Here is a 20,003-nt window from a genome sequence, read left to right as displayed (position 1 = left end):
ATCATCATGCAAGCACTCGTACTGGAACAGGCGGAAAAAATCACCTTGCGCGACATCGACGTGCCACTCGTCGTCGGCCCGCGCGACGTGAAAATCAAGATTCATACCGTGGGCATCTGCGGCAGCGACGTGCATTACTTCAAGCATGGCAAGATCGGCCCCTACGCCGTCGACGCGCCGATGGTGCTCGGTCACGAAGCGTCCGGCGTGGTGGCCGAAGTGGGCGATGAAGTGACGCACCTGAAGGTGGGCGACCGCGTCTGCATGGAGCCGGGCGTGCCGCAGTTCGATTCGCCGGCCACCATGCGCGGCCTGTACAACCTCGATCCTGCCGTGCGCTTTTGGGCCACGCCGCCCATCCACGGTTGTCTCACGCCATATGTCGTGCATCCGGCTGCCTTTACCTTCAAGCTGCCCGACAACGTCAGCTTCGGTGAAGGCGCCATCGTCGAACCGCTGTCCATCGGCCTGCAGGCGGCCACGAAGGCGGCCATCAAGCCAGGCGACGTGGCCGTGGTGATCGGCGCCGGTACCATCGGCGCCATGAATGCGCTGGCGGCGCTGGCGGGCGGCTGCTCGCGCGTGATCCTGGCCGACCTGGTGCCGGAAAAACTGGCCCTGTTCGCCGATAACCCGGCCGTGACCACGGTCGACGTGCGCCAGGCCAGCCTGGCGGACACGGTGCGAGAGGCCACCGATGGCTGGGGCGCCGACATCGTCTTCGAAGCCAGCGGCGGCATGCGCGCCTACGATAACATCGTCGACCTGCTGTGCCCGAACGGCTGCCTGGTGCTGGTCGGCATACCGCCCGACAACGTTCCCTTCGATATCGTCGCCATCCAGGCCAAGGAAGTGCGTATCGAGTCGGTGTTCCGCTACGCGAACATCTTCCCGCGCGCGATCGCCTTGCTCGCTTCCGGCAAGATCGACGTGAAGCCTTTCATTTCGCGCACCTTCGGCTTTGCCGATGGCGTGCAGGCGTTCGAGGAAGCGGCCAAGGGCCACCCGCGCGACGTCAAGATCCAGATCGAACTGGCAGGAGCGTAAGCATGGCAAATATCGCTTGCAGGCAGCTGCACAAGACTTATGACCAGAAGACGGCAGTGCTGCAGCCGTTCGACCTGGAAATCGATGACGGCGAATTCATCGTCCTGCTGGGGCCTTCGGGCTGCGGCAAGTCGACCCTGCTGCGTATGATCGCGGGCCTGGAAGACATCAGCGGCGGCGAGCTGTTGATCGGCGGCGCCGTCGTCAACGATTTGCCGCCCCGCGCGCGCAATGTGGCGATGGTGTTCCAGAACTATGCGCTGTATCCGCACATGACGGTGTACGACAATATCGCCTTCGGCTTGCGCCGCCTGAAGGTGCCGAACGACGAGATTGAGCGCCGCGTGCGCGAGGTGGCCGCCATCCTCAGTCTGGACAGCCTGCTCGAGCGCAAGCCGCGCGCCATGTCGGGTGGCCAGCAGCAACGCACGGCCATTGCGCGCGCCATGATCAAGACGCCGCAGGTATTCCTGTTCGATGAACCGCTGTCGAACCTGGACGCCAAGCTGCGCGCGCAGCTGCGCGCCGACATCAAGCGATTGCACCGCCGCCTGCGCACCACCACCCTGTACGTCACGCACGACCAGCTCGAGGCCATGACCCTGGCCGACCGGGTGGTGCTGATGAAGGGCGGGCATATCGAGCAGATCGGCACGCCGGCGGAACTGTACAACCATCCGCGCACCCTGTTCGCGGCAGGGTTCATTGGCACCCCTGCCATGAACTTCATCGACGGCGTCATCGAGAAGGAGGGCGGGCAAACGCTGCTCGTGTGCGCCGGCTACCGCTGGCCGCTGATTTCCCCCCGCTTCGCGGCCTTGCCGGCCGGCACGCGCGTGGTCTTCGGCCTGCGTCCGAACCACTTGCGCGCGGCGCGGCCGGACGAGCCGGCGGGTACGCATGGCCTGGCATGCGCCATCGACCTGGTCGAGCTGCTGGGCGCCGAAGCGCTGATCAGCTTTCAGTGCGGCGCCTTGACCTTGTCCGCCCTGCTGCCGGCGAATGCGGCCAACAGCGCGGCGCAGGTGGGGCAGAGCCTGGCGCTGGCCTTCGATGAAGAGCACATGCACCTGTTCGACGCCGACAGCGGACTGGCCTTGGCGCTCAGTGCTCAGCTAAGTGGTTAGAATAGCTGGCAACGAGACCGCGCAAGGGGAACTGCCGTGACGCCTGACCTGGAACTGATCCACAAACCGATCCACGAATCATTTCGCGCGTGGGCGCACGGCTTTCCGCATACCGGGGTGAAATGGCATTTTCATCCCGAGTACGAACTGCACTTCATCATCACCTCAAACGGCAAATTTTTTATCGGCGACCATATCGGCAGTTACGGGGCGGGCAATCTGATCCTGACAGGACCAAACCTGCCGCATAACTGGGTCAGCGAATTGCCGGAAGGCGTGGTCCTGCCCGAGCGCGACCTGGTGCTGCAGTTTTCCAGCGACTTCATCGAACGTTGCATGCTGCTGTTCCCGGAAATGGCGCCCCTGAAAGTCCTGCTGAGCGAGGCAGGCAGGGGCTTGCAATTTCCCGATGCGCTGGGCTTGCGCCTGGTGCCGCTGATGAAGGAATTGACGACGGCGCAGGGCTTGCGCCGGGTCGAGCTGTTTACGCGCCTGTTCGGCGAGCTGTGCGAGTGCCGCGAGCGGCGGCCCCTGGCCAGCGTGACTTACCTGGCGCAGGCGGGGCGCTATATGTCCTCGACCATCAACCTGGTGCTGACCTACATCAAGCAGAACATCACTCTGGATTTTTGCGAGCAGGACGTGGCCGACGTGGCGGAGATGAACACCTTGAAATTCACGCGTTTCTTCCGCAAGCATACGGGTACCTCGTTCATTCAATACGTCAACCAGGAACGCATCGCGCTCGCGTGCGAGCTGCTGAGGAACACGGACATGAAGGTCACCGATATCTGCTACCGCACGGGTTTCAACAACCTCTCCAATTTCAACCGCCAGTTTTTGGTCCACAAGCAGATGTCGCCGTCGAAATTCCGCTCCTGCGGGCAAATGAACATGCCAGCGTCGTTTTCCTGACGGTCCGTTTTCACTTTTTTTATGGAACCATCGTGACTTATCTCGGTATCGATATCGGCACTTCCGAAGTCAAGGCCATCCTCACCGATGACGCGCAGACCATTCTCGCCAGCAGCGGCGTGACCCTGCGCGTCTCCAGTCCCCATCCCGGCTGGTCGGAACAGAATCCCGAAGACTGGTGGCACGCCACGCTGGACGTGATCGCCGCCATCCGCGCCGCGCAGCCGGTGGCGTTTTCCGGCTTGCGCGGCATCGCCCTGTCGGGCCAGATGCATGGCGCCACACTGCTCGACAAGCAGCAGCACGTGCTGCGCGCGGCCATCCTGTGGAACGACACGCGCGCCTTTGCCGAATGCGTGGAGCTCGAGGCGCTGGTGCCCGAGTCGCGCGCCATCACGGGCAACCAGGCCATGCCCGGTTTCACGGCGCCCAAGCTGCTGTGGCTGCAAAAATACGAACCGTCGCTGTTCCGCGCCACGGCCAAGGTCCTGCTGCCCAAGGATTACGTGGCCCTGCGCCTGACGGGCGAGTACGTGTCCGACATGTCCGACGCTTCCGGCACCCTGTGGCTGGACGTGGCCAAACGCGACTGGTCCGAGCGCATGCTGGCCGCCACCGGCCTCTCGCGTGAACACATGCCGCGCCTGGTCGAAGGCAGCGCCGCCGCCGCGCAGGTGCGGCCCTCGCTGTGCCAGGAATGGGGCATCGCGCATGCGGTGCTGCTGGCCGGCGGCGCGGGCGACAACGCGGCGGCGGCCGTGGGCCTGGGCGTGGTGGAGCCGGGTGCCGGCCTGCTGTCGCTGGGAACCTCGGGCGTGCTGTTCGCCGGCAGCGACGGTTTCGCGCCCAATCCGGGCCAGGGCGTGCACGCGTTCTGCCATTGCCTGCCCGAGCGCTGGCACCAGATGAGCGTGATCCTCAGCGCCGCGTCCAGCCTCAGTTGGGTGGCGCGCCTGACGCAATCGAACGACATCGGCGAATTGGTGACACTGGCGGAAAACGTCGAGGCGCGCACGGCGCCCGTCTTCCTGCCCTACCTGAGCGGCGAGCGCACGCCGCACAACGACGCCACGGCGCGCGGCGTGTTTTTCGGTTTGTCGACGGAGCACGGGCGCGCGGAACTGGCCTACAGCGTGATGGAAGGCGTGGCCTTTGCCATGGCCGACGGCAATGCGGCCCTGCGCAGCGCCGGCACGCATCTGAAAGAAGCGTCGTTCGTGGGCGGCGGCTCGCGCAGCCGCTTCTGGGCCCAGCTGTGCGCGAATGCCTCGGGCTTGCGCGTGCTGCGCCACGACCATGGCGTGGCCGGCGGCACCCTGGGCGCGGCGCGCCTGGCGCAGATGGCGGTGACGGGCTTGCCGCCCGCGCAGGTGTGCACGCGCCCGGCCGTGCAGGAAACGGTGGCGCCGCAGGCGTCCAGCGTGCTGGATGAGCGCCTGGCGCGCTACCGGCGTTTGTATCCGCTGCTGCGCGAAGAATTCGCGGGCGCGGCGGCGGCGGCGCGCTGACGGGGCCGGCAAGATTGCCTGCCCGGCCATGCTGTAGGCGCGGGATATGGCCAGACAGTCAATCTTCCCGTGTAATTTGTTGTTTCTATGTTGAAAGTGTTTCTTTAGCGAAAGCGCCGCTTGGTTTTTCACGGGGCGCGCCGCATGATTTCCTCGTTTGGTGAGAATTGGATAGATTTTGCGGCGTCTTTGTTGCCATCCTGTTCTTGCCGCCGGGAGAAACACATGCAACTTGCGAATCTGAAAATCTCCGTCCGCCTGGGTTTGTTGGGCGCCTTCTTCTTTCTTGCGCTGGTGTTCGTCGGCGCGCGCGGCTGGAGCGCGCTCGACGCGGCCAGCGCGCGCGGCGCGGACGCCATGCAGCGCTCCGTGGCCCTGACGGAAGCCGTCGACGCGGCGCGCAGCGCGCAGGTGGAATTCAAGATCCAGGTGCAGGAATGGAAAAACATCCTGCTGCGCGGCGGCGACGCGGCCGCCTTCCAGCGCTACCGCGAAGCGTTCGTCGCCAGCGGCGCGCAGACGCGCAAGGAATTGAAAAGCCTGCAGGCGATGATGCACGCGTTGCAACTCGATACGGCGCCCGTGGAGCGCGCGCTGCAGGCGCACGATGCGCTCGGCGTGAGCTACCTGGCGGCGCTGCAACAGTATGACGGCGCGCGCGCCGACAGCGCCCACACGGTCGATGCGCTGGTCAAGGGCATGGACCGCGAACCGACGCGCCAGATCGACGCCATCGTCGCGGCCATCGGCAAGCAGTCGCACGGCCTGATGGCGCAGATGAAGGAGGAAGACGCGGCCGCGCACCGCAGTGCCAGCATCGTCATGCTGGCCACGGTGCTGGTGACGCTGGTCGTCGGCAGCGTCACCGTGTGGTGGCTGATCCGCAGCATCACGGTGCCGCTGGGCGTGGCCGTCGGCATCGCCCAGCAAGTGGCGGCCGGCGACTTGCGCGCCGTGGTGGCCGGCGGCAGCCGCGATGAAATCGGCGACCTGCTGCGGGCTTTAAAAGTGATGAGCGGCAACCTGGCCGACATCGTGGGCAGGGTGCGGGCCGGCACGGACGCCATCGCCATGGCGTCCGGCGAAATCGCCAGCGGCAATATGGACCTGTCCTCGCGCACGGAGGAGCAGGCCAGTTCGCTGGAAGAGACGGCCGCCTCGATGATCGAGCTGACGTCCACCGTGCGGCAGAATAACGACAACGCCGACCAGGCGCGCCAGCTGGCCGGCGGCGCGTCCGACGTGGCGCAGCGGGGCGGCGCGGCCGTGGCGCAGGTGGTGCAGACCATGAACCATATCAATGCCTCCTCGAAGCGCATCGTCGACATCATCGCCGTCATCGACGGCATCGCTTTCCAGACGAATATCCTGGCCCTGAATGCGGCCGTGGAAGCGGCGCGCGCGGGCGAGCAGGGACGCGGTTTCGCCGTCGTGGCGACCGAGGTGCGCAGCCTGGCGCACCGCTCCGCTCGGCCGCGGCGGCCATGGAAATCAAGCAGTTGATCGGCGAATCCGTGCGCACGGTGGAAGAGGGCAGCGTGCTGGCCGGCCAGGCGGGGCGCACGATGGATGAGGTGGTCAGCAGCGTGCAGCGCGTCAACGCCATCATCGGCGAGATCGCCGTGGCCAGCGTGGAGCAGCGCGACGGCATCGAGCAGATCAGCATCGCCATCAGCCAGATGGATGGCGTGACGCAGCAGAACGCGGCCCTGGTGGAGCAGGCCGCCGCCGCCGCGGACGCGCTGCAGCAGCAGGCGGCCAGCCTGGCCGACGCCGTCAGCATCTTCAAACTGCACGGCACGCCCGGCGTGGGCGCACCGGCTGGCGCCGCCCTGGCCCGCACGCTGTCGCTGGCCTGAAGCCGGCGTGTCCCGCGCCGCTTGATGCCAGTCAAGCGGCACCCGATCAGGCAAATATCGCCCCGAAATTCTTATACTATTTCCTTTCCGCATGTATCTGCGCCCGGATGCCTGGCGCGCGTTGCAAAGGAAAACCATGTCCCGTACTTTCCGCCTGCCGGGTGACGCATGACGGCGCTGCTGCTGGCGCTGTGCATGGCCCTGGCCGTGGTGCTGAGCGTGCTGCTGGCCTGCCAGTGGCAGGCGGCGCGCATGTGGCGCATGCGCCATGCGACCGGCGCGGTGCTGCAGGCGGCGCAGGCGCAGCGCATGGCAGAGGCGCTGGCGCTGCTGCATGCGCTGCCGGCGGCCGTCATCGGCACCGACCACGACGGCGTGGTGCGGTATCTGAATCCCCGCGCCAGCGCCATGGGCGGCTTGCTGGGCGACGATGGCCTGGGCCAGCCCGTGACCGGGCTGCTGCCGCTGTTCCATGACGGCACGCCCATCGATGCGGCGCGCCAGGTGCGCGACTGCGTGGCGCGCCAGGAAGTGCTGGAGGTGGCGCGCGGCGCCGTGCTGCTGCGCCATCTCGACGGCAAGCGCATCGACGTGCAGTACAGCTGCGCGCCGCTGGCGCAGGGCGGCGCGGTGCTGCTGCTGCACGATGTGTCGGCCCGCCGGCGCGCCGAGCAGCAGCTGGAATTCATCGCCCACCACGACGGTCTGACGGGGCTGCCGAACCGCCTGCATTTCCAGATCCGCTTCGAGCACGGCATCGCCTACGCGCGCCGCCACCAGGGTTTGCTGGCCGTGCTGTTCGTGGACATCGACCGCTTCAAATCCATCAACGACAGCCTGGGGCACGACGTGGGCGACCAGGTGCTGACGGAGTTCGCGCGCCGGGTGCAGCAGTGCGTGCGCAAGGTCGACACGGTGGCGCGCCAGGGCGGCGACGAATTCATCATCCTGCTGACGGAGCTGCGCACGGCGCACGATGCCGAGCGGGTGGCCGAAAAGATCGTCGCCGCCATCGCCGCGCCCTTCGTCATCGGCGAGTACAGCCTGGCGGTGGCGGCCAGCGTGGGCGTGGCCCTGTATCCGGACGACGATGACGACGTCAATGCGCTGATCGAAAAGGCCGACCTGGCCATGTATGCGGCCAAGCGCCACGCGCCCGGCACCTGCCTGCGTTACGCCGCGCGCATGCAGACGCAGTCGTATTCGCGCACCATCCTCGAGACGGCCCTGCGCCACGCGCTCGAACGCGATGAATTCGCCCTGTTCTACCAGCCGCGCATGGATTTGAAGACGCGCAGGATCACGGGCGTGAAGGCGCTGCTGCGCTGGAAGCACCCGGAACTGGGCTTGATGATGCCGCTCGACTTTTTACCGGTGCTGGAGGAAAGCGCCCTGATCCTGCCGGTGGGGGCGTGGGTGATGGCCACGGCGGTGGAACAGGCGCGCAGGTGGATCGCGCAGGGGCAGATGCTGACGGTGTCCGTCAGCCTGTCGGCGCGCCAGTTCTACCAGCGCGATATCGCGCGCAATTTCGCCGCCGCGCTGGAGGCTGCCGGCGTGCCGGGCCATTGCATCGAGCTGGAAATCGCCGCCGGCATCCTGATCGACAGCAACCAGAACTGCGAATTGATACTGCGCCAGTTCCGCCAGCTGGGCATGGCGATCGCCATCAGCGATTTCGGCACGGGCGACGCGTCGCTCACTTACCTGAAACGCTTTCCCACGGATGCCGTGAAGATCGAAAAGTGCTTCGTCGACGACCTGGGCAAGCCGGGCGGCGACGGCGCCATGGTGCGCGCCATCGTGGCGATGGCGCGCACCTTGGGGCTGCGCAGCATCGCCGGCGGCGTGGAAAGCGGCGAGCAGCTGGAACTGCTGGCCGAGATGGGCTGCGACGAGGCGTTTGGCTATTTCCTCGGCCGCGCGATGGCGCCCGAGGGTATCGAGGCGCTGCTCAAGTCGCCTAGCCCGGCATGACGGACAGCGCCGCCAGCAGCGCGGCGGCCAGCACGGCCGCGCCGCCGATGACGCGCGCCAGGCGCATGGCCTGGTGCGGCGCATACGGCAGCAGCCAGATCAGCAGCAAACCGCAGCCCGTCAGGCTGCCGACCCAGTAGACGAGGCCATAGCCGCCGCCGGCGATGTGCATGGACCAGGCCAGGGCCGCCGCCAGCGCCAGCCAGCCCGTCCACTGCAGGCGGCGGCGCAGCGGCGCGGGCGGTTCGGCGCCGCGCCCGTGCAGGTCGGCGTAGTGGCGGTCCATGGCCAGGCACAGCGAGGACAGGCCCGCGTAGCACAGCGCGAAGACGAGGAAATTGGCTAATAGTTCCATCACGCGGCCTCCATCGTCGTCGGCGCCGGCTTGGCCGGTGCTGGTTTGGGGGCTTTCACGGGCAGCGGTTTCAATTTGAACGCCGCGTACGCGAGGCCCAGGCCCAGCACCAGCACCACCAGGTCGAAGGCGGCCACCGGCACGGGGCCGCGTCCCAGGAACAGGGTCACGCCCAGGTGCGAATGGGTCGTGAAGACGTTCAGCACGGGCAGCGCCGCGAGCAGGAAGGCGCCGGCGGCCAGCTGCAGGCGCCACATGGCGCGCGACGGGCGCAGCTGGGCGATGATGGCGGCCAGGGCCCAGGCGCCGAAGAAGCAGGCGATTTCCTCTTTCGGGCGTTCCTCCATCGCCACCGGCAGCAGGCGGTTGGCCCAGAAGTAGGCGCCGAAGGCGATCGGGATGCCGGCGATGGCGCCGATGTTGAGCGCTTCCACCAGGCGCAGGCCGAAGCTGGCGCGCTTGCCGGCGGCCAGCGCCTTGGCCTGCTTCTGGCGCGTCTTGACGGCCCACAGCAGGGCGCCCGTGGCGACCATGGCGCAGCCGGCCAGGCCGGAGAGGAAGAACAGGGCGCGCAGCAGCGGTCCGCCGAAATGCGCGACGTGCAGGCCGACCATCACGCCTTGCGTGGCGGCGGCGCCGGGCTGCGCCTCGCCGTCCGATGACAGCAGCTTGCCGGATACGCCATCGAATTCCATCGACGGCTGCTTCGACGACATGTCGCGTCCGCCGGCGCGCGTCAGGGTGATGGTGGCGTTGGCGTCGCCCGGATGGTTGACGGAGATGCGCTCGACCTTGCCGCCCCACTGCTGTTCCGCCTGGCGCACGAGCGGCGCGAGCGGCGTCAGCGGCGCGGCCACGCCGGCCGGCTTGCTGTCGCCCGAGCGGCCCGGGAAGGCTTCGGCGAAGAAGGCGTCCTGGTCGCCCTTGTAGGCGGCCGTGACGCCGGACGGCATGTACAGGAACATCAACGTGACCAGGCCCGTGTAGGTGATCATGATGTGGTAGGGCAGGGCCAGCACGGCCGTCACATTGTGCGCGTCGAGCCACGAGCGCTGGCCCTTTTTCGGCCGGAAGGTAAACAAATCCTTGAAGATGCGCTTGTGCGTGACGATGCCGCTGATGATGGAGACGAACATGAACATGGCGCAGAAACCCACGATCCAGCGGCCCCAGATGGCCGACATGTAGTGCAGGTCGAAATGCAGGCGGTAGAGGAATTCGCCGCCCCGCGTCTCGCGCGGCTTGGACAGCACCTGGCCAGTGGCCGGATCGGCTTTTTCGCTATGAAAATTGCCGCGCCTGCCGCGTTTCTTTTCGCCGGGCTTGGACGGTTTGCTCCAGCCCAGCTGCGTGGCGGGGCTGCGCTCGCCGGGCAGGCTGATGAACCAGCGCGTGGCGCCTTCTGCCCGCTCTTCCATCGCCTGTTGCGCGACGGTGGCCGCTGCTTCCGTCGTCACCTCGCTGGCGGCTGCGCCGTGCAGTTCGGGCTGCATCCACAGGGTGATTTCATTGCGGTAGTAGCTGGCCGTGCCGGCGCAAAACACCAGCAGCAAGATCCAGCAGACGAGCAGGCCGGACCAGGTGTGCAGCCATGCCATCGACTGGCGGAAACCTTCTTTCATGCGAGACTCCAGGATAGTGCGCCCATCGATTGCAGGATGGCGGCGATGACGGCGGCGGGGATTGCGAGCCCAAGCCACGCGCGCAGGGCGCTGCGCGTGGCGAAGACCCACATCACGGCGCAGGTGTAGATGGCAAACGACAGCAGGGTGGCCGTCATGACGGCTTCGGAACGGGCCATGGGCAGGCTCACCGACAGCAGCATGGTGACCAGCGCGGCCAGCACGTAGCCGCCAGCGATGGCCGCCACGCTGCGCGACGCCACGCCGAGGCGGTGCATGACCCCGGCGGACAGGCGCAGGCGCGGCATTTTAATGATGGCTGGCGCTTGCATGGTCAGTCGTGTTCCTTGCTGGGCGGCAGGGCCGGGCCGGCCGGCAGCGGCGTCACGCCTTGCGGCTGCACCAGGCTCAGGGTGGTCACGAACATGGCCTTGTCATACGCTTGCGCGCCGCGCTGGCCGGGCGTCTTGTCCGTGTGCTGCACTTCCAGCACATACGTGCCCTGCCACGGCAGCGGGAAACTGACCAGGCCTTGCGCATCGCTCCACGCTTCCTTGCCCCAGCCAGATTGCACCACGGCGTTGACCTTGGCCTGCGCCAGCGGCTTGCCCTGGTAGCTGACCTGGAACTGGCCAGCTTTGCCGGTCGGCACCAGGTCCAGGGTCAGCGCTTGTGCTTGCGCCTTGCCGTCGGCGACCAGGCGCGCGGCAGGAATCCACACGGTGCGCGTGGCCTTGCCATCCTTTTTCTCTTCCCACGACGGGTAGTTGTCTTCCTCGACGATGATGCTTTCGCCGGCCGCCACCTTGCCATTCAGGAGGAAGGCGCCGGCCGTCTTGCTTGCCTGCAGCGGCTTGCTGCCGGCGGGCGAAATCCACGTCACGCGCTGGATGCTGAACTTGTCCAGCAGGCCGGGCGACGCTTCGCGCAGGTTGTCGCCGAATTCGCCGAAATACACGCTGGCCGCCTTGCCGTCCTGCTGCAGCCAGATCTGGTGCGCGCTGGCGCTGCCGCAGGCGATGGCCGCGCCCAGCAGGGCGGTGGCGAGGGCGCCGGGGCGCGCGATGGAAGCGATGTGCATGGTGTAACCCTTATCTTGTTATGTGAGTGGAAAAAGCGGCCGGCGGTGCATCAGTACTGGTAGCGCAGGTTCAGCGCCACGTTGCGCGGCTCGCCGTAATAGCCGCCGTTATAGAACCCCACGCGGCGGAAATACGTCTTGTCGAACAGGTTGTTGACGTTCAGGCTGGCCGACAGTTTCGGGCTGATCTGGTAGCGCGCCATCAGGTTGGCCAGCACGTAGCTGCCCTGGCTGACGCGGATCTTGCTTTTGTTCGGCAGCGTGGCCGTCGTCCAGATCTCGTTCTGCCAGTTCAAGCCGCCGCCGATGGTGAGATTTTGCAGCTCGCCCGGCAGGCGGTAGGTGGTCGAGAGGCGCAGCATGTTGGTCGGCTGGATGGTGTTGGTCACCACGCCCTTGCCCGTCTTCGATTTGCTGTGCGTGTAGCCGGCGAACAGCTGCCAGCCGCGCAAGGGGCTGCCCGACACCTCCGCCTCGTAGCCGCGGCTTTTCGTGCCCTTGCCCGTCGAGATATACGGACGGCCGCCGTCCGGCAGCACGAAGGTGGGCGGCACCGACTTGTCTTCCTCGCCCAGGTTGTCCTGCTTCGCTTCATACACGGCGAACGAGGCGTTCACGGCGCCGTCGAGGAATTCGCTCTTCACGCCCGCTTCCACGTTGCTGCCCGTGATCGGGTCGAGGAAGGCGTTGTGCTTGTCCTTCAGGTTTTGCGGCTTGAACAGGTCCGTATAGCTGGCGTACAGCGACGTGCTCTTGCTCACGTCCAGCACCACGCCCGCGTATGGCGTGACGACATCGTCCGTTTTATACGCGGAGCTGCGCTTGACGAAACGGCCCTGGGTGTCGTAACGGTCGTTATACGTCTCCCACTTCGACACGCGCGCGCCGGCCAGTACCTTGAAGCTGTCCGTGACGTTGATGCGCGTGGCGATGAAGGCGCCCGACTGTTTCGTGGTGGCGACGTCGCGCGCGCCCGTGCGCGTGAGCGCCGGCTCGGGCACGTCGCCCGTCCAGTTGCGGAAGTCGGGGATGGTCGTGGCGAATGGCAGCGGATCGGGCAGCAAGGTTTCATTCGTCGTGCCCTTTCGCTTCCAGCCGTTCACGCCCAGCACCAGGTCGTGCCGGCGGCCGAACAGGGGGAAGCTGCCATTGGCCGCCAGGTCGAAGTTGTCCTGCTTTTCCTCGTAGGGGAAGGCGCCGCTCCAGACTTCCAGGCCGCTGCCGTCGCGTTTCGGATAGCCGCTGCCGCCGTAGAACAGCTTGCCGTTCGAGGAGCTGTCCAGGCGCCCGTAGGCGGCCTTGAGCTTCCAGTCGCTGGCGAAGCGGTGTTCGAGATAGATGTAGCTGTTCTGGAACTCGCGCTCCCAGCTGCTCCACTTGGCCGCCATGTTGAACGAGCGGGGCATGTTGGCCGGCGTGCCGTCCGCGAAGAACAGGGGCGTGGTGCCCCAGCTCGTGCCTTTCGGCGTGTTCTTTTGGTAGTCGATGCCGGCCGTGAGCAACGTTGCAGGCGTCAGGTCCGCCTCGACGATGACGGCGCCCGCCAGCTTGCGTTCCTTGTACAGGTCCATGTAGGAATGGCGGTTCTGGCCGGCCACGACGACGCGCCCGCGGATGCTGCCGTCCGCATTCAACGGCGCGCTGATGTCGCCTTCGAGCCGCACCTTGCTCCAGGAACCGACGGTCAGGCCGGCCGAGGCGGAAAATTCCTTGCCGGGGCGCTTGTGCAGCATGTTGATGGTGGCCGACGGGTCGCCATTGCCGCTGACCAGGCCCGTGGCGCCGCGCACGATTTCGATGCGGTCATAGATGGCCGTGTCGAACAGCGCATTCGACCCGGAATTGACGGCCACGCCGTCGATCTGATAATTGCCGATGGAAAAGCCGCGCGCGGAAAAACTCGTGCGTTCGCTATCGTTTTCCTGCACCGTCACGCCCGTCGACTGCACCAGTACCTCGGCCAGGCTGTTCAATCCCATGTCGTCCATGCGCTGGCGCGTCACCACGGAAATCGATTGCGGCGTTTCGCGCATCGACAGGCCCATGCGCGTGCCCGTGGCCATCTGTCTGGTGGTGTAGGAGCCCGTGTGCTCCGTCGACGCCTTGTCTTGCTGGGCCTGCACCTTGATCTCGCTCAGGGTGGCTTCCTCCGGCTTGGCGCTCGTATCGGCGGCCAGCGCCGTGCCAGCGCCCAGCGCCGCCGCCAGCAATGCCGTCTGCACGGCGGCGGCCAGCGGACGCAGGGCGGTATTGCCAACGGTTGGGGAAAACGGGCCGGCAACCATGCCGGCCAGCGAACGTGCTCGCGCCATGAAACATCCTTCTTCTCGTATGCCCGCCGTCGGGCGGCTGGCGTTTTTGGTATGGGAGGCTTGCTTGGCGGTGTAGCCTGGCTGGCGCAGCGTGTCATCCAGCCTTACGGCAGTCAGGCGACTGCGTGCGGACTCCGGCGAGTCTAAATGTGAATGAGAACTATTCTTATTATAGTGCGGGGTTGCGAGACATGCAAGAGTGTGATGTTGTAAACGCGCACGGCCGCCCCATTGCTGGCGGCGGCCGTGTATGTGCAGGAGCGGGGGCGTTTACAGCTGGCCGCGCAGGGTCAGCATGGCGTTGCGCGGTTCGCCATAGAAGTTGGAGCCATAGGCGGCCCACACGCGCGCGTAGTATTTTTTGTCGAACAGGTTGTTCACCGTCAGCGACAGCTCCAGTTTGGGACTGAGGCGGTAGCCTGCCTGCAAGCCCACCGTGGTGACGGGACCCTGCTCGAATTTCACGGGCCCGTTCAGGCGATACATGCTGCTGACGCTGCGCAAGCCGCCGCCCACGCTGACTTTATCGAGCGCGCCGGCCAGCCGGTAATTGGTCCACAGGTTGACGTTGTGGCGCGGAGCGATGAAGGTGTACAGCTGCGCCTTCTGGTCGTCGCTGCCTTCCAGGGTGCGCGTGCTGGTGTAGGAATAGCCGCTCGTGATGTTCCAGCCCGGCAGGGGGCTGCCGCTCAGTTCGGCTTCCACGCCCTGGCTGCGCATCTTGCCCGCGCCGATGGAAAACAGCGGGTTGGCCGGGTCGGGCATGACGCGGTTTTCATCTTCCATGCGGAACAGGGCCGCGTGCGCGTTGACGTTCTTGTCGAACAGTTCTGCCTTCAGTCCCAGCTCGAACTGCTGGCCCGTGCGCGGCTTCAGGGTCTGGCCGGCAGCGTCCGTGGTGGACTGGGGCGTGAAGATGCGCGTGTAGCTGCCATAGGCCGACAATTGCCTGTCGAGCTCGTAGACCAGGCCCGCATACGGCGTGAACTTGGCCTTGATCGTGTTGCTGACATCGGTGAACTGGTTGAAATAGGCGTTGCGGTTGACGGTGTGGTTGTCCCAGTGCGTCAGGCGCCCGCCCAGGTTGACGGCCAGCCGGTCCGTCGCTTGCAGGCGGGTGCGCGCGTACAGGCCGAACTGCTTGGTGCGGTTGTCATTGCCGTTGGAAAAAGTGTAGCTGGGCTGCGCGATATTGTTGTCAGGATGAAAAATATTGACCGGCGCATTGTCTCCGCCGCCATACCGGAAATTCTTGTGCACCTGGCGGTAGTCGGCGCCCACGATCAGGTCGTGGCTGCGGCCAAAAGCCTGGAACGGCGTGGCCAGGTAAGCGTCCAGGCCCTGCGTCTTCCAGTGGCTGCGGTAGTTCCAGCTGACCAGGCAGCTGTCGCCCGTGACGGGATCGGCGGAACAGTCGGACCAGCCGAAGCTGCGCGACGGCTCATCCTGCTCGCGGTGTAGGGCGGTGACCTTGAACTGGCCGCCGTTGTCCAGTTTGTGCTCGAGCTCGGCAAAGTATTCCGTGACCTTTTCCGTGATGTGGTTCCAGGCCGGGTCGAGGTAGGTGGAGCGGGGCACGTCGAGCAAACGCCCGTCTTCATACGCGGGCAAGCCGAAGGCGGGGCGGCCCCTGTATTGCTGGTGGGTGATGCCGCCCGTCAGCACGGTGCCCGGCGCCACATCGATGGCGATGGTGCCGTACAGCAGCGGTTTTTCCGCATACACATGGTCGACGAAGGAGCGCCGGTGTTCGTAGGCGGCCACCAGGCGGCCGCGCACCCTGCCGTCCGCGCTCAGGGGGCCCGTGACGTCCGCTTCCGCGTAGTAGCGGTCCCAGGAACCTGCGCTGAGCACGCCGCTGGCGGCAAAAGTGTCGCGCGCGCGCTTGCGCACCAGGTTGATGGTGCCGCCCGGGTCGCCCGCGCCCTGGAACAGGCCGGCCGGTCCGCGCAGCACTTCCACGCGGTCATAGATGGCCAGGCCGAAGCCGGCCGACAGATCGTTGCCCGTGCTGGCGGGCGTCATCACGCCATCGACCTGCACCGCATCGAGCGCATAGCCGCGCGAATAAAAGTTACCGTGGTTGCCGCCCGTGCTGCTGGCCTCGACGGTGATGCCCGTCACGCCGCGCATGGCGTCGTCCAGGCTCAGCAAATTCTGGTCGTTCAGTTGCTGGCGCGTCAGCACGGAGATGGACTGGGGAATCTCGCGCAGGCTTTGCCGGCCCTTGCCGATGCTCACCGCCTGCGCCGCATACGACTTGGTCAGCTCGCTGTCTGGCGTCGCCTCCTGGCGCGCGCTGACGGTAATTTCCGCCAGGGTCGCCACCTTGCCCGTGGCGGGGGGCGCCGGACGGATGATGACGCTGTTGCCGTCGATGCTGGCGGCCAGGCCGCTGCCGGCCAGCAGGCGCTCCAGGCTGTCGGCCACGCCGAGCGTGCCGCTGACGGCGGGCGCCGTCTTGCCGGCCACGAGTTCGGGCGCGAACAGCAGTTGCAAATTGGCTTGCCGCGCCAGTTCATTCAGGGCTTGCCCCAGCGGCTGGGCGGCGATGGACAGGGTGACGGTGGGCGCCGTTTGCGCCTGTGCCAGGGAGATGCTGCCCAGGGCCAGCATGGCGGCCAAGGCGAGGGGGGCGGGTGTCAGATTGAGGCGGGGGGACCACATGTTGCATTTCTCCAGGTTAATTTGTTGTCGATTAACTTGGTAGACGAGGCAGCGGGCAAAACCCTCACCTGCGAATGCGAACTATTTGCATTTATTTTTCAGGCTGCCGCATCGCAGGGGCTTGCGCCGGCATTTTTTTGCCGCCATGCGGATCTCGCTGACGGCACCATCGCGTACGACGTGCACGGGCAGCAGCTGCGGCAGGGCGGCGGCGAAGCGGTCGAGCTGGGTCAGGCTGAAGCTGCCGCCGATGCGCAGCCTGGCCACGGCGGGATCGCGCACGACGAAGCCCGTGTCGCCATAGCGCTCGAATTCGGCCAGTGCCGCGCCCAGCGGCACGTTGTCGAAAGTGATCCTGCCGTCGCGCCACGGCGCCACGCTGCCGGGGGCCAGGCTGGCGACGGCGGACAGGCGGCCGCCGGCGTCGGCGCTGACGCCCTGGCCGGCCCGCAGGTCGGCCAGGGTTTGTCCTGCGCCCGCCACGCGCACGTGACCATGCTGTACGGCCACGCGCAGCTTGCCGTCGTGCTCGAGGGTATTGCGCACGGAAAACTGCGTGCCCACCACCGTCACTTTCAAGGGGCCGCTCACCACGTCGAAAGGCTGGCCCTGCTTCGATTGCACCTGGAACAGCGCTTCGCCCTGCGCCAGGCGCACTTCGCGGCGCTGGCGGTACAGGGTGACGTGCAGCCGCGTGGCCGTATCGAGCTGCATGTTGCTGCCGTCGGGCAGCGCGACGGCCATGCGCTGGCCGCGCATGGTGGCATACGACTGGCTGAAAACGGCTTGCTGCCACCACCACTGGTAGCCGCCCGCGCCCACGCTCAGCAGCAGCATGGCGGCGGCCGCATACGGCAGGGCGCGCAGCCAGTGGCGGCGGGAGTGGGACGATGGCGCAGCCTGGGGCAGTGCCCAGCGCGCGGCGAGCTGCGCAGGAATCTTGCGCGCTGCGCGGTGCGTGTGTTGCAGTTGCGCATACGCGTGCGCGTGCAGCGCGTCGGCCGCCAGCCAGGCGGCAAACTCGGCCTGTTGCTGTGCATCCAGCTTGCCGCGCCGGCTGAACCAGGTAGCGGCCGCCAGCGCCACGCCATCTTGCGTGGCGGCAAAGTCGGCGTACTCGCGCAAGTCCGCCTGCTCCTGGGCAGAGGGGCCGAACGCGTGGCGGGGCGGGAGGGCGGTCATGGGCGCCATTATGTGGCTTCCCGCAAAGAATGCAACTGCGCCTGGCAACTGAGCATGCCGCGTGCGATATGTTTTTCCACCATGCTCACGGAAATGCCCATGCGCGCGGCGATCTGCGCGTGCGGCAATTCCTCGAAGACGTGCAGCACGAAGGCGTCGCGGCAGCGGGGCGGCAAGGCGTCGATGGCGGCCACGCAGGCTTGCCAGTCCTGGCTGCCCTGCAACGCCTGTTCCGGCTGCAAATGGCGCGGCGCGGCCGGATGCGCGGCCTCGGGCAAGGCGTCGAGCTCCTCGTGCTGGCGCAAGGCGGCGCGGCGGTGATTGTCGATCAGCAGATTGCGCGCCGTGTGGTACAGCAGCGCGCGCGGTTCGCGCACGGCTGTTTCGCCCAGCACGCGCGCATAGCTTTCCTGCACCATGTCGGCGGCAGCTTCGCGGTTGCGCAAGCTGCGCCAGCAAAAGTTCAACAGTTCTTGGTAATAGCGTGCGACCACGGCGTCCGATGTATGAGTCCGCAGCCAAGGAATGCCGCATATGAGAATGATTCTCATTATATGGCATGCCGGGATGTCGCGCTAAGCGGCTTGGCGCACCGTGGCAGGTGTACAACGCTTTGCCCCGCGCCCTGCATCGGTTAACATGCGAAGTTAATAGGGAGACAACATGGCTATTCAAATCATCAATACGGCGCCGATAGCCGGCCAGCGGCCCGGCACTTCGGGCTTGCGCAAGAAGGTGGCGACCTTCAGCGTCCCGCAATACCTGGAAAACTTCGTGCAGAGCGTGTTCGATAGCGTGGGCGACTGCCGCGGCCAGACCCTGGTGCTGGGCGGCGACGGGCGTTACTACAACCGGGCAGCCATCCAGACGGTGCTGCGCATGGCGGCCGCGCACGGCTACGCGCGCGTGCTGCTGGGGCAGGGCGGCATTTTGTCGACGCCGGCCGTCAGCTGCGTGATCCGCAAGCATGGCGCCAGCGGCGGCATCATCCTGTCGGCCAGCCATAATCCGGGCGGCCCCGATGGCGATTTCGGCATCAAGTACAACATCGCCAATGGCGGCCCGGCGCCCGAGAAGGTCACGGAAGCCATCTACGCCTGCACGCAAGCCATCGCCGCATACCGCATCAGCGACGCGGCCGACATCGACCTCGACGCCTTGGGCACCGTGCGCATCGAGCAGATGACGGTCGAAGTGATCGATCCGGTGCTCGACTACGCGGAACTGATGCAGCAGCTGTTCGACTTCGACGCCATCCGCGCCCTGTTCGCGGGCGGCCTGCGCATCTGCTTTGACGGCATGCACGCCGTCTCCGGCCCGTATGCGACGGCCATCCTGGAAGGCATGCTGGGCGCGGCCAAGGGCAGCGTCATCAACGGCGTGCCCCTGGAAGACTTCGGCGGCGGCCACCCGGACCCGAATCCCGTCAACGCGCGGGAATTGATCGCGCGCATGGCCGGCGACGATGCTCCCGACTTCGGCGCCGCCTCGGACGGCGACGGCGACCGCAACATGATCGTCGGCCGGCGCTTCGACGTCACGCCCTCGGACAGCCTGGCCATCCTGGCCGCCAACGCCGCCGTGGCGCCCGGCTACCGTGGGGGCTTGAAGGGCATCGCCCGCTCCATGCCCACCTCGGGCGCGGCCGACCGGGTCGCCAGCGCGCTGGGCATTCCCTGCCACGAGGCGCCGACGGGCTGGAAATTCTTCGGCACCCTGCTCGACGCCGGCATGGCCACCCTGTGCGGCGAGGAAAGCTACGGCACGGGCTCGAACCACGTGCGCGAAAAAGATGGCTTGTGGGCCGTGCTGTTCTGGCTCAACCTGCTGGCGGAAAAAAAGCAATCGGTGGAAGACATCGTGCGCGCGCACTGGGCCACGTATGGCCGCAATTACTATTCGCGCCACGACTACGAAGATATCGACAGCGCCAGCGCGCAGCAGTTGATGGAAGCCGTGCGCGGCCGGCTGGCCGCCTTGCCGGGCCAGGTGCTGGGTGGCTGCACGGTGGCGCTGGCCGACGATTTCAGCTACACGGACCCCGTCGACGGCTCCGTGGCGACACAGCAGGGCATCCGCATCGTCATGACGGACGGCGCGCGCATCGTGCTGCGCCTGTCCGGCACGGGTACCGAGGGCGCCACCCTGCGCCTGTACCTGGAGCGCTACGAAGCCGATCCCGCGCAGCACGCCATCCCGACCCAGGAGGCGCTGGCGGGGCTGATCGCCGTGGCGGAGCAAGTGGCGCAGATACGCGCACGCACGGGGCGCGACGCGCCCACGGTGACGACATAAAAAAAGGGTGCATAGGTCGGATTAGCGTGGCATCGCCACGCGTAATCCGACGACAT

At 66.6% G+C, this 20,003-nt stretch carries 14 protein-coding genes and 1 pseudogene; 7 read left to right on the top strand and 8 right to left on the bottom strand.

Annotation, left to right across the window (positions count from 1 at the left end; all coding sequences use genetic code 11):
- Positions 1 to 6: 6 nt before the first annotated feature.
- From AC0V2Y_RS16205 to AC0V2Y_RS16180, 6 genes and pseudogenes are all read left to right on the top strand, one after another.
- On the top strand, positions 7 to 1,047 hold the full coding sequence (locus tag AC0V2Y_RS16205) for an NAD(P)-dependent alcohol dehydrogenase (protein WP_475414772.1): 1,041 nt from the start codon (positions 7 to 9) through the stop codon (positions 1,045 to 1,047).
- A gap of 2 nt (positions 1,048 to 1,049) precedes the next feature.
- Positions 1,050 to 2,174: an ABC transporter ATP-binding protein gene (locus AC0V2Y_RS16200; RefSeq protein ID WP_475414771.1), complete on the top strand. Its 1,125-nt coding sequence runs from the start codon at positions 1,050 to 1,052 to the stop codon at positions 2,172 to 2,174.
- A 36-nt stretch (positions 2,175 to 2,210) separates the two neighbouring features.
- On the top strand, positions 2,211 to 3,089 hold the full coding sequence (locus AC0V2Y_RS16195; protein ID WP_475414770.1) for an AraC family transcriptional regulator: 879 nt from the start codon (positions 2,211 to 2,213) through the stop codon (positions 3,087 to 3,089).
- A 32-nt stretch (positions 3,090 to 3,121) separates the two neighbouring features.
- Positions 3,122 to 4,597, top strand: a complete 1,476-nt coding sequence (gene xylB, locus AC0V2Y_RS16190; RefSeq protein ID WP_475414769.1) for a xylulokinase — start codon at positions 3,122 to 3,124, stop codon at positions 4,595 to 4,597.
- A 225-nt stretch (positions 4,598 to 4,822) separates the two neighbouring features.
- A pseudogene (locus AC0V2Y_RS16185) lies at positions 4,823 to 6,456 on the top strand (methyl-accepting chemotaxis protein).
- A gap of 168 nt (positions 6,457 to 6,624) precedes the next feature.
- Positions 6,625 to 8,433 (top strand): putative bifunctional diguanylate cyclase/phosphodiesterase, encoded by a 1,809-nt coding sequence (locus tag AC0V2Y_RS16180; RefSeq protein WP_475414768.1) that lies wholly within the window; start codon positions 6,625 to 6,627, stop codon positions 8,431 to 8,433.
- Here the strand turns inward: AC0V2Y_RS16180 and AC0V2Y_RS16175 are convergent.
- The 8 genes from AC0V2Y_RS16175 to AC0V2Y_RS16140 all read right to left on the bottom strand — a co-directional run bounded on the left by AC0V2Y_RS16175 (position 8,420) and on the right by AC0V2Y_RS16140 (position 18,146).
- Positions 8,420 to 8,788 carry a DUF3325 domain-containing protein gene (locus AC0V2Y_RS16175; RefSeq protein WP_475414819.1) on the bottom strand — a complete coding sequence of 123 codons (369 nt, stop codon included), beginning with the start codon at positions 8,786 to 8,788 and terminating at the stop codon, positions 8,420 to 8,422. The two genes, AC0V2Y_RS16180 and AC0V2Y_RS16175, sit on opposite strands and share 14 nt — an antisense overlap.
- The gene (locus tag AC0V2Y_RS16170; RefSeq protein WP_475414767.1) at positions 8,788 to 10,410 is read right to left on the bottom strand and encodes a PepSY-associated TM helix domain-containing protein; all 1,623 of its coding nucleotides are present in this window, start codon (positions 10,408 to 10,410) and stop codon (positions 8,788 to 8,790) included. The genes AC0V2Y_RS16175 and AC0V2Y_RS16170 overlap by 1 nt, the downstream gene beginning before the upstream one ends.
- Positions 10,407 to 10,742, bottom strand: coding sequence for a DUF3649 domain-containing protein (locus AC0V2Y_RS16165; RefSeq protein ID WP_475414766.1), 336 nt, complete (start codon positions 10,740 to 10,742; stop codon positions 10,407 to 10,409). The genes AC0V2Y_RS16170 and AC0V2Y_RS16165 overlap by 4 nt, the downstream gene beginning before the upstream one ends.
- 2 nt (positions 10,743 to 10,744) lie before the next feature.
- Positions 10,745 to 11,491, bottom strand: a complete 747-nt coding sequence (locus AC0V2Y_RS16160; protein WP_475414765.1) for a DUF4198 domain-containing protein — start codon at positions 11,489 to 11,491, stop codon at positions 10,745 to 10,747.
- Between the two features lie 50 nt (positions 11,492 to 11,541).
- Positions 11,542 to 13,803 (bottom strand): TonB-dependent siderophore receptor, encoded by a 2,262-nt coding sequence (locus AC0V2Y_RS16155; RefSeq protein ID WP_475414764.1) that lies wholly within the window; start codon positions 13,801 to 13,803, stop codon positions 11,542 to 11,544.
- A gap of 270 nt (positions 13,804 to 14,073) precedes the next feature.
- A complete protein-coding gene (locus AC0V2Y_RS16150) occupies positions 14,074 to 16,470 on the bottom strand; it encodes a TonB-dependent siderophore receptor (protein WP_475414763.1) in 2,397 nt (798 codons plus the stop codon).
- An 81-nt stretch (positions 16,471 to 16,551) separates the two neighbouring features.
- A complete protein-coding gene (locus tag AC0V2Y_RS16145; protein ID WP_475414762.1) occupies positions 16,552 to 17,652 on the bottom strand; it encodes a FecR family protein in 1,101 nt (366 codons plus the stop codon).
- A gap of 8 nt (positions 17,653 to 17,660) precedes the next feature.
- On the bottom strand, positions 17,661 to 18,146 hold the full coding sequence (locus AC0V2Y_RS16140; protein ID WP_475414761.1) for a sigma-70 family RNA polymerase sigma factor: 486 nt from the start codon (positions 18,144 to 18,146) through the stop codon (positions 17,661 to 17,663).
- Positions 18,147 to 18,315: 169 nt separating this feature from the next.
- Here AC0V2Y_RS16140 and AC0V2Y_RS16135 point away from each other — a divergent pair, with 169 nt between their 5' ends.
- Entirely contained in the window at positions 18,316 to 19,947 is a 1,632-nt protein-coding gene (locus AC0V2Y_RS16135; protein WP_475414760.1) for an alpha-D-glucose phosphate-specific phosphoglucomutase, read from the top strand.
- Positions 19,948 to 20,003 lie beyond the last annotated feature (56 nt).

Source organism: Janthinobacterium sp. BHSEK (assembly GCF_056174685.1).
The sequence above is the reverse complement of the archived record's forward strand: the minus strand, read 5'-3'. Positions and strand labels throughout refer to the sequence as shown.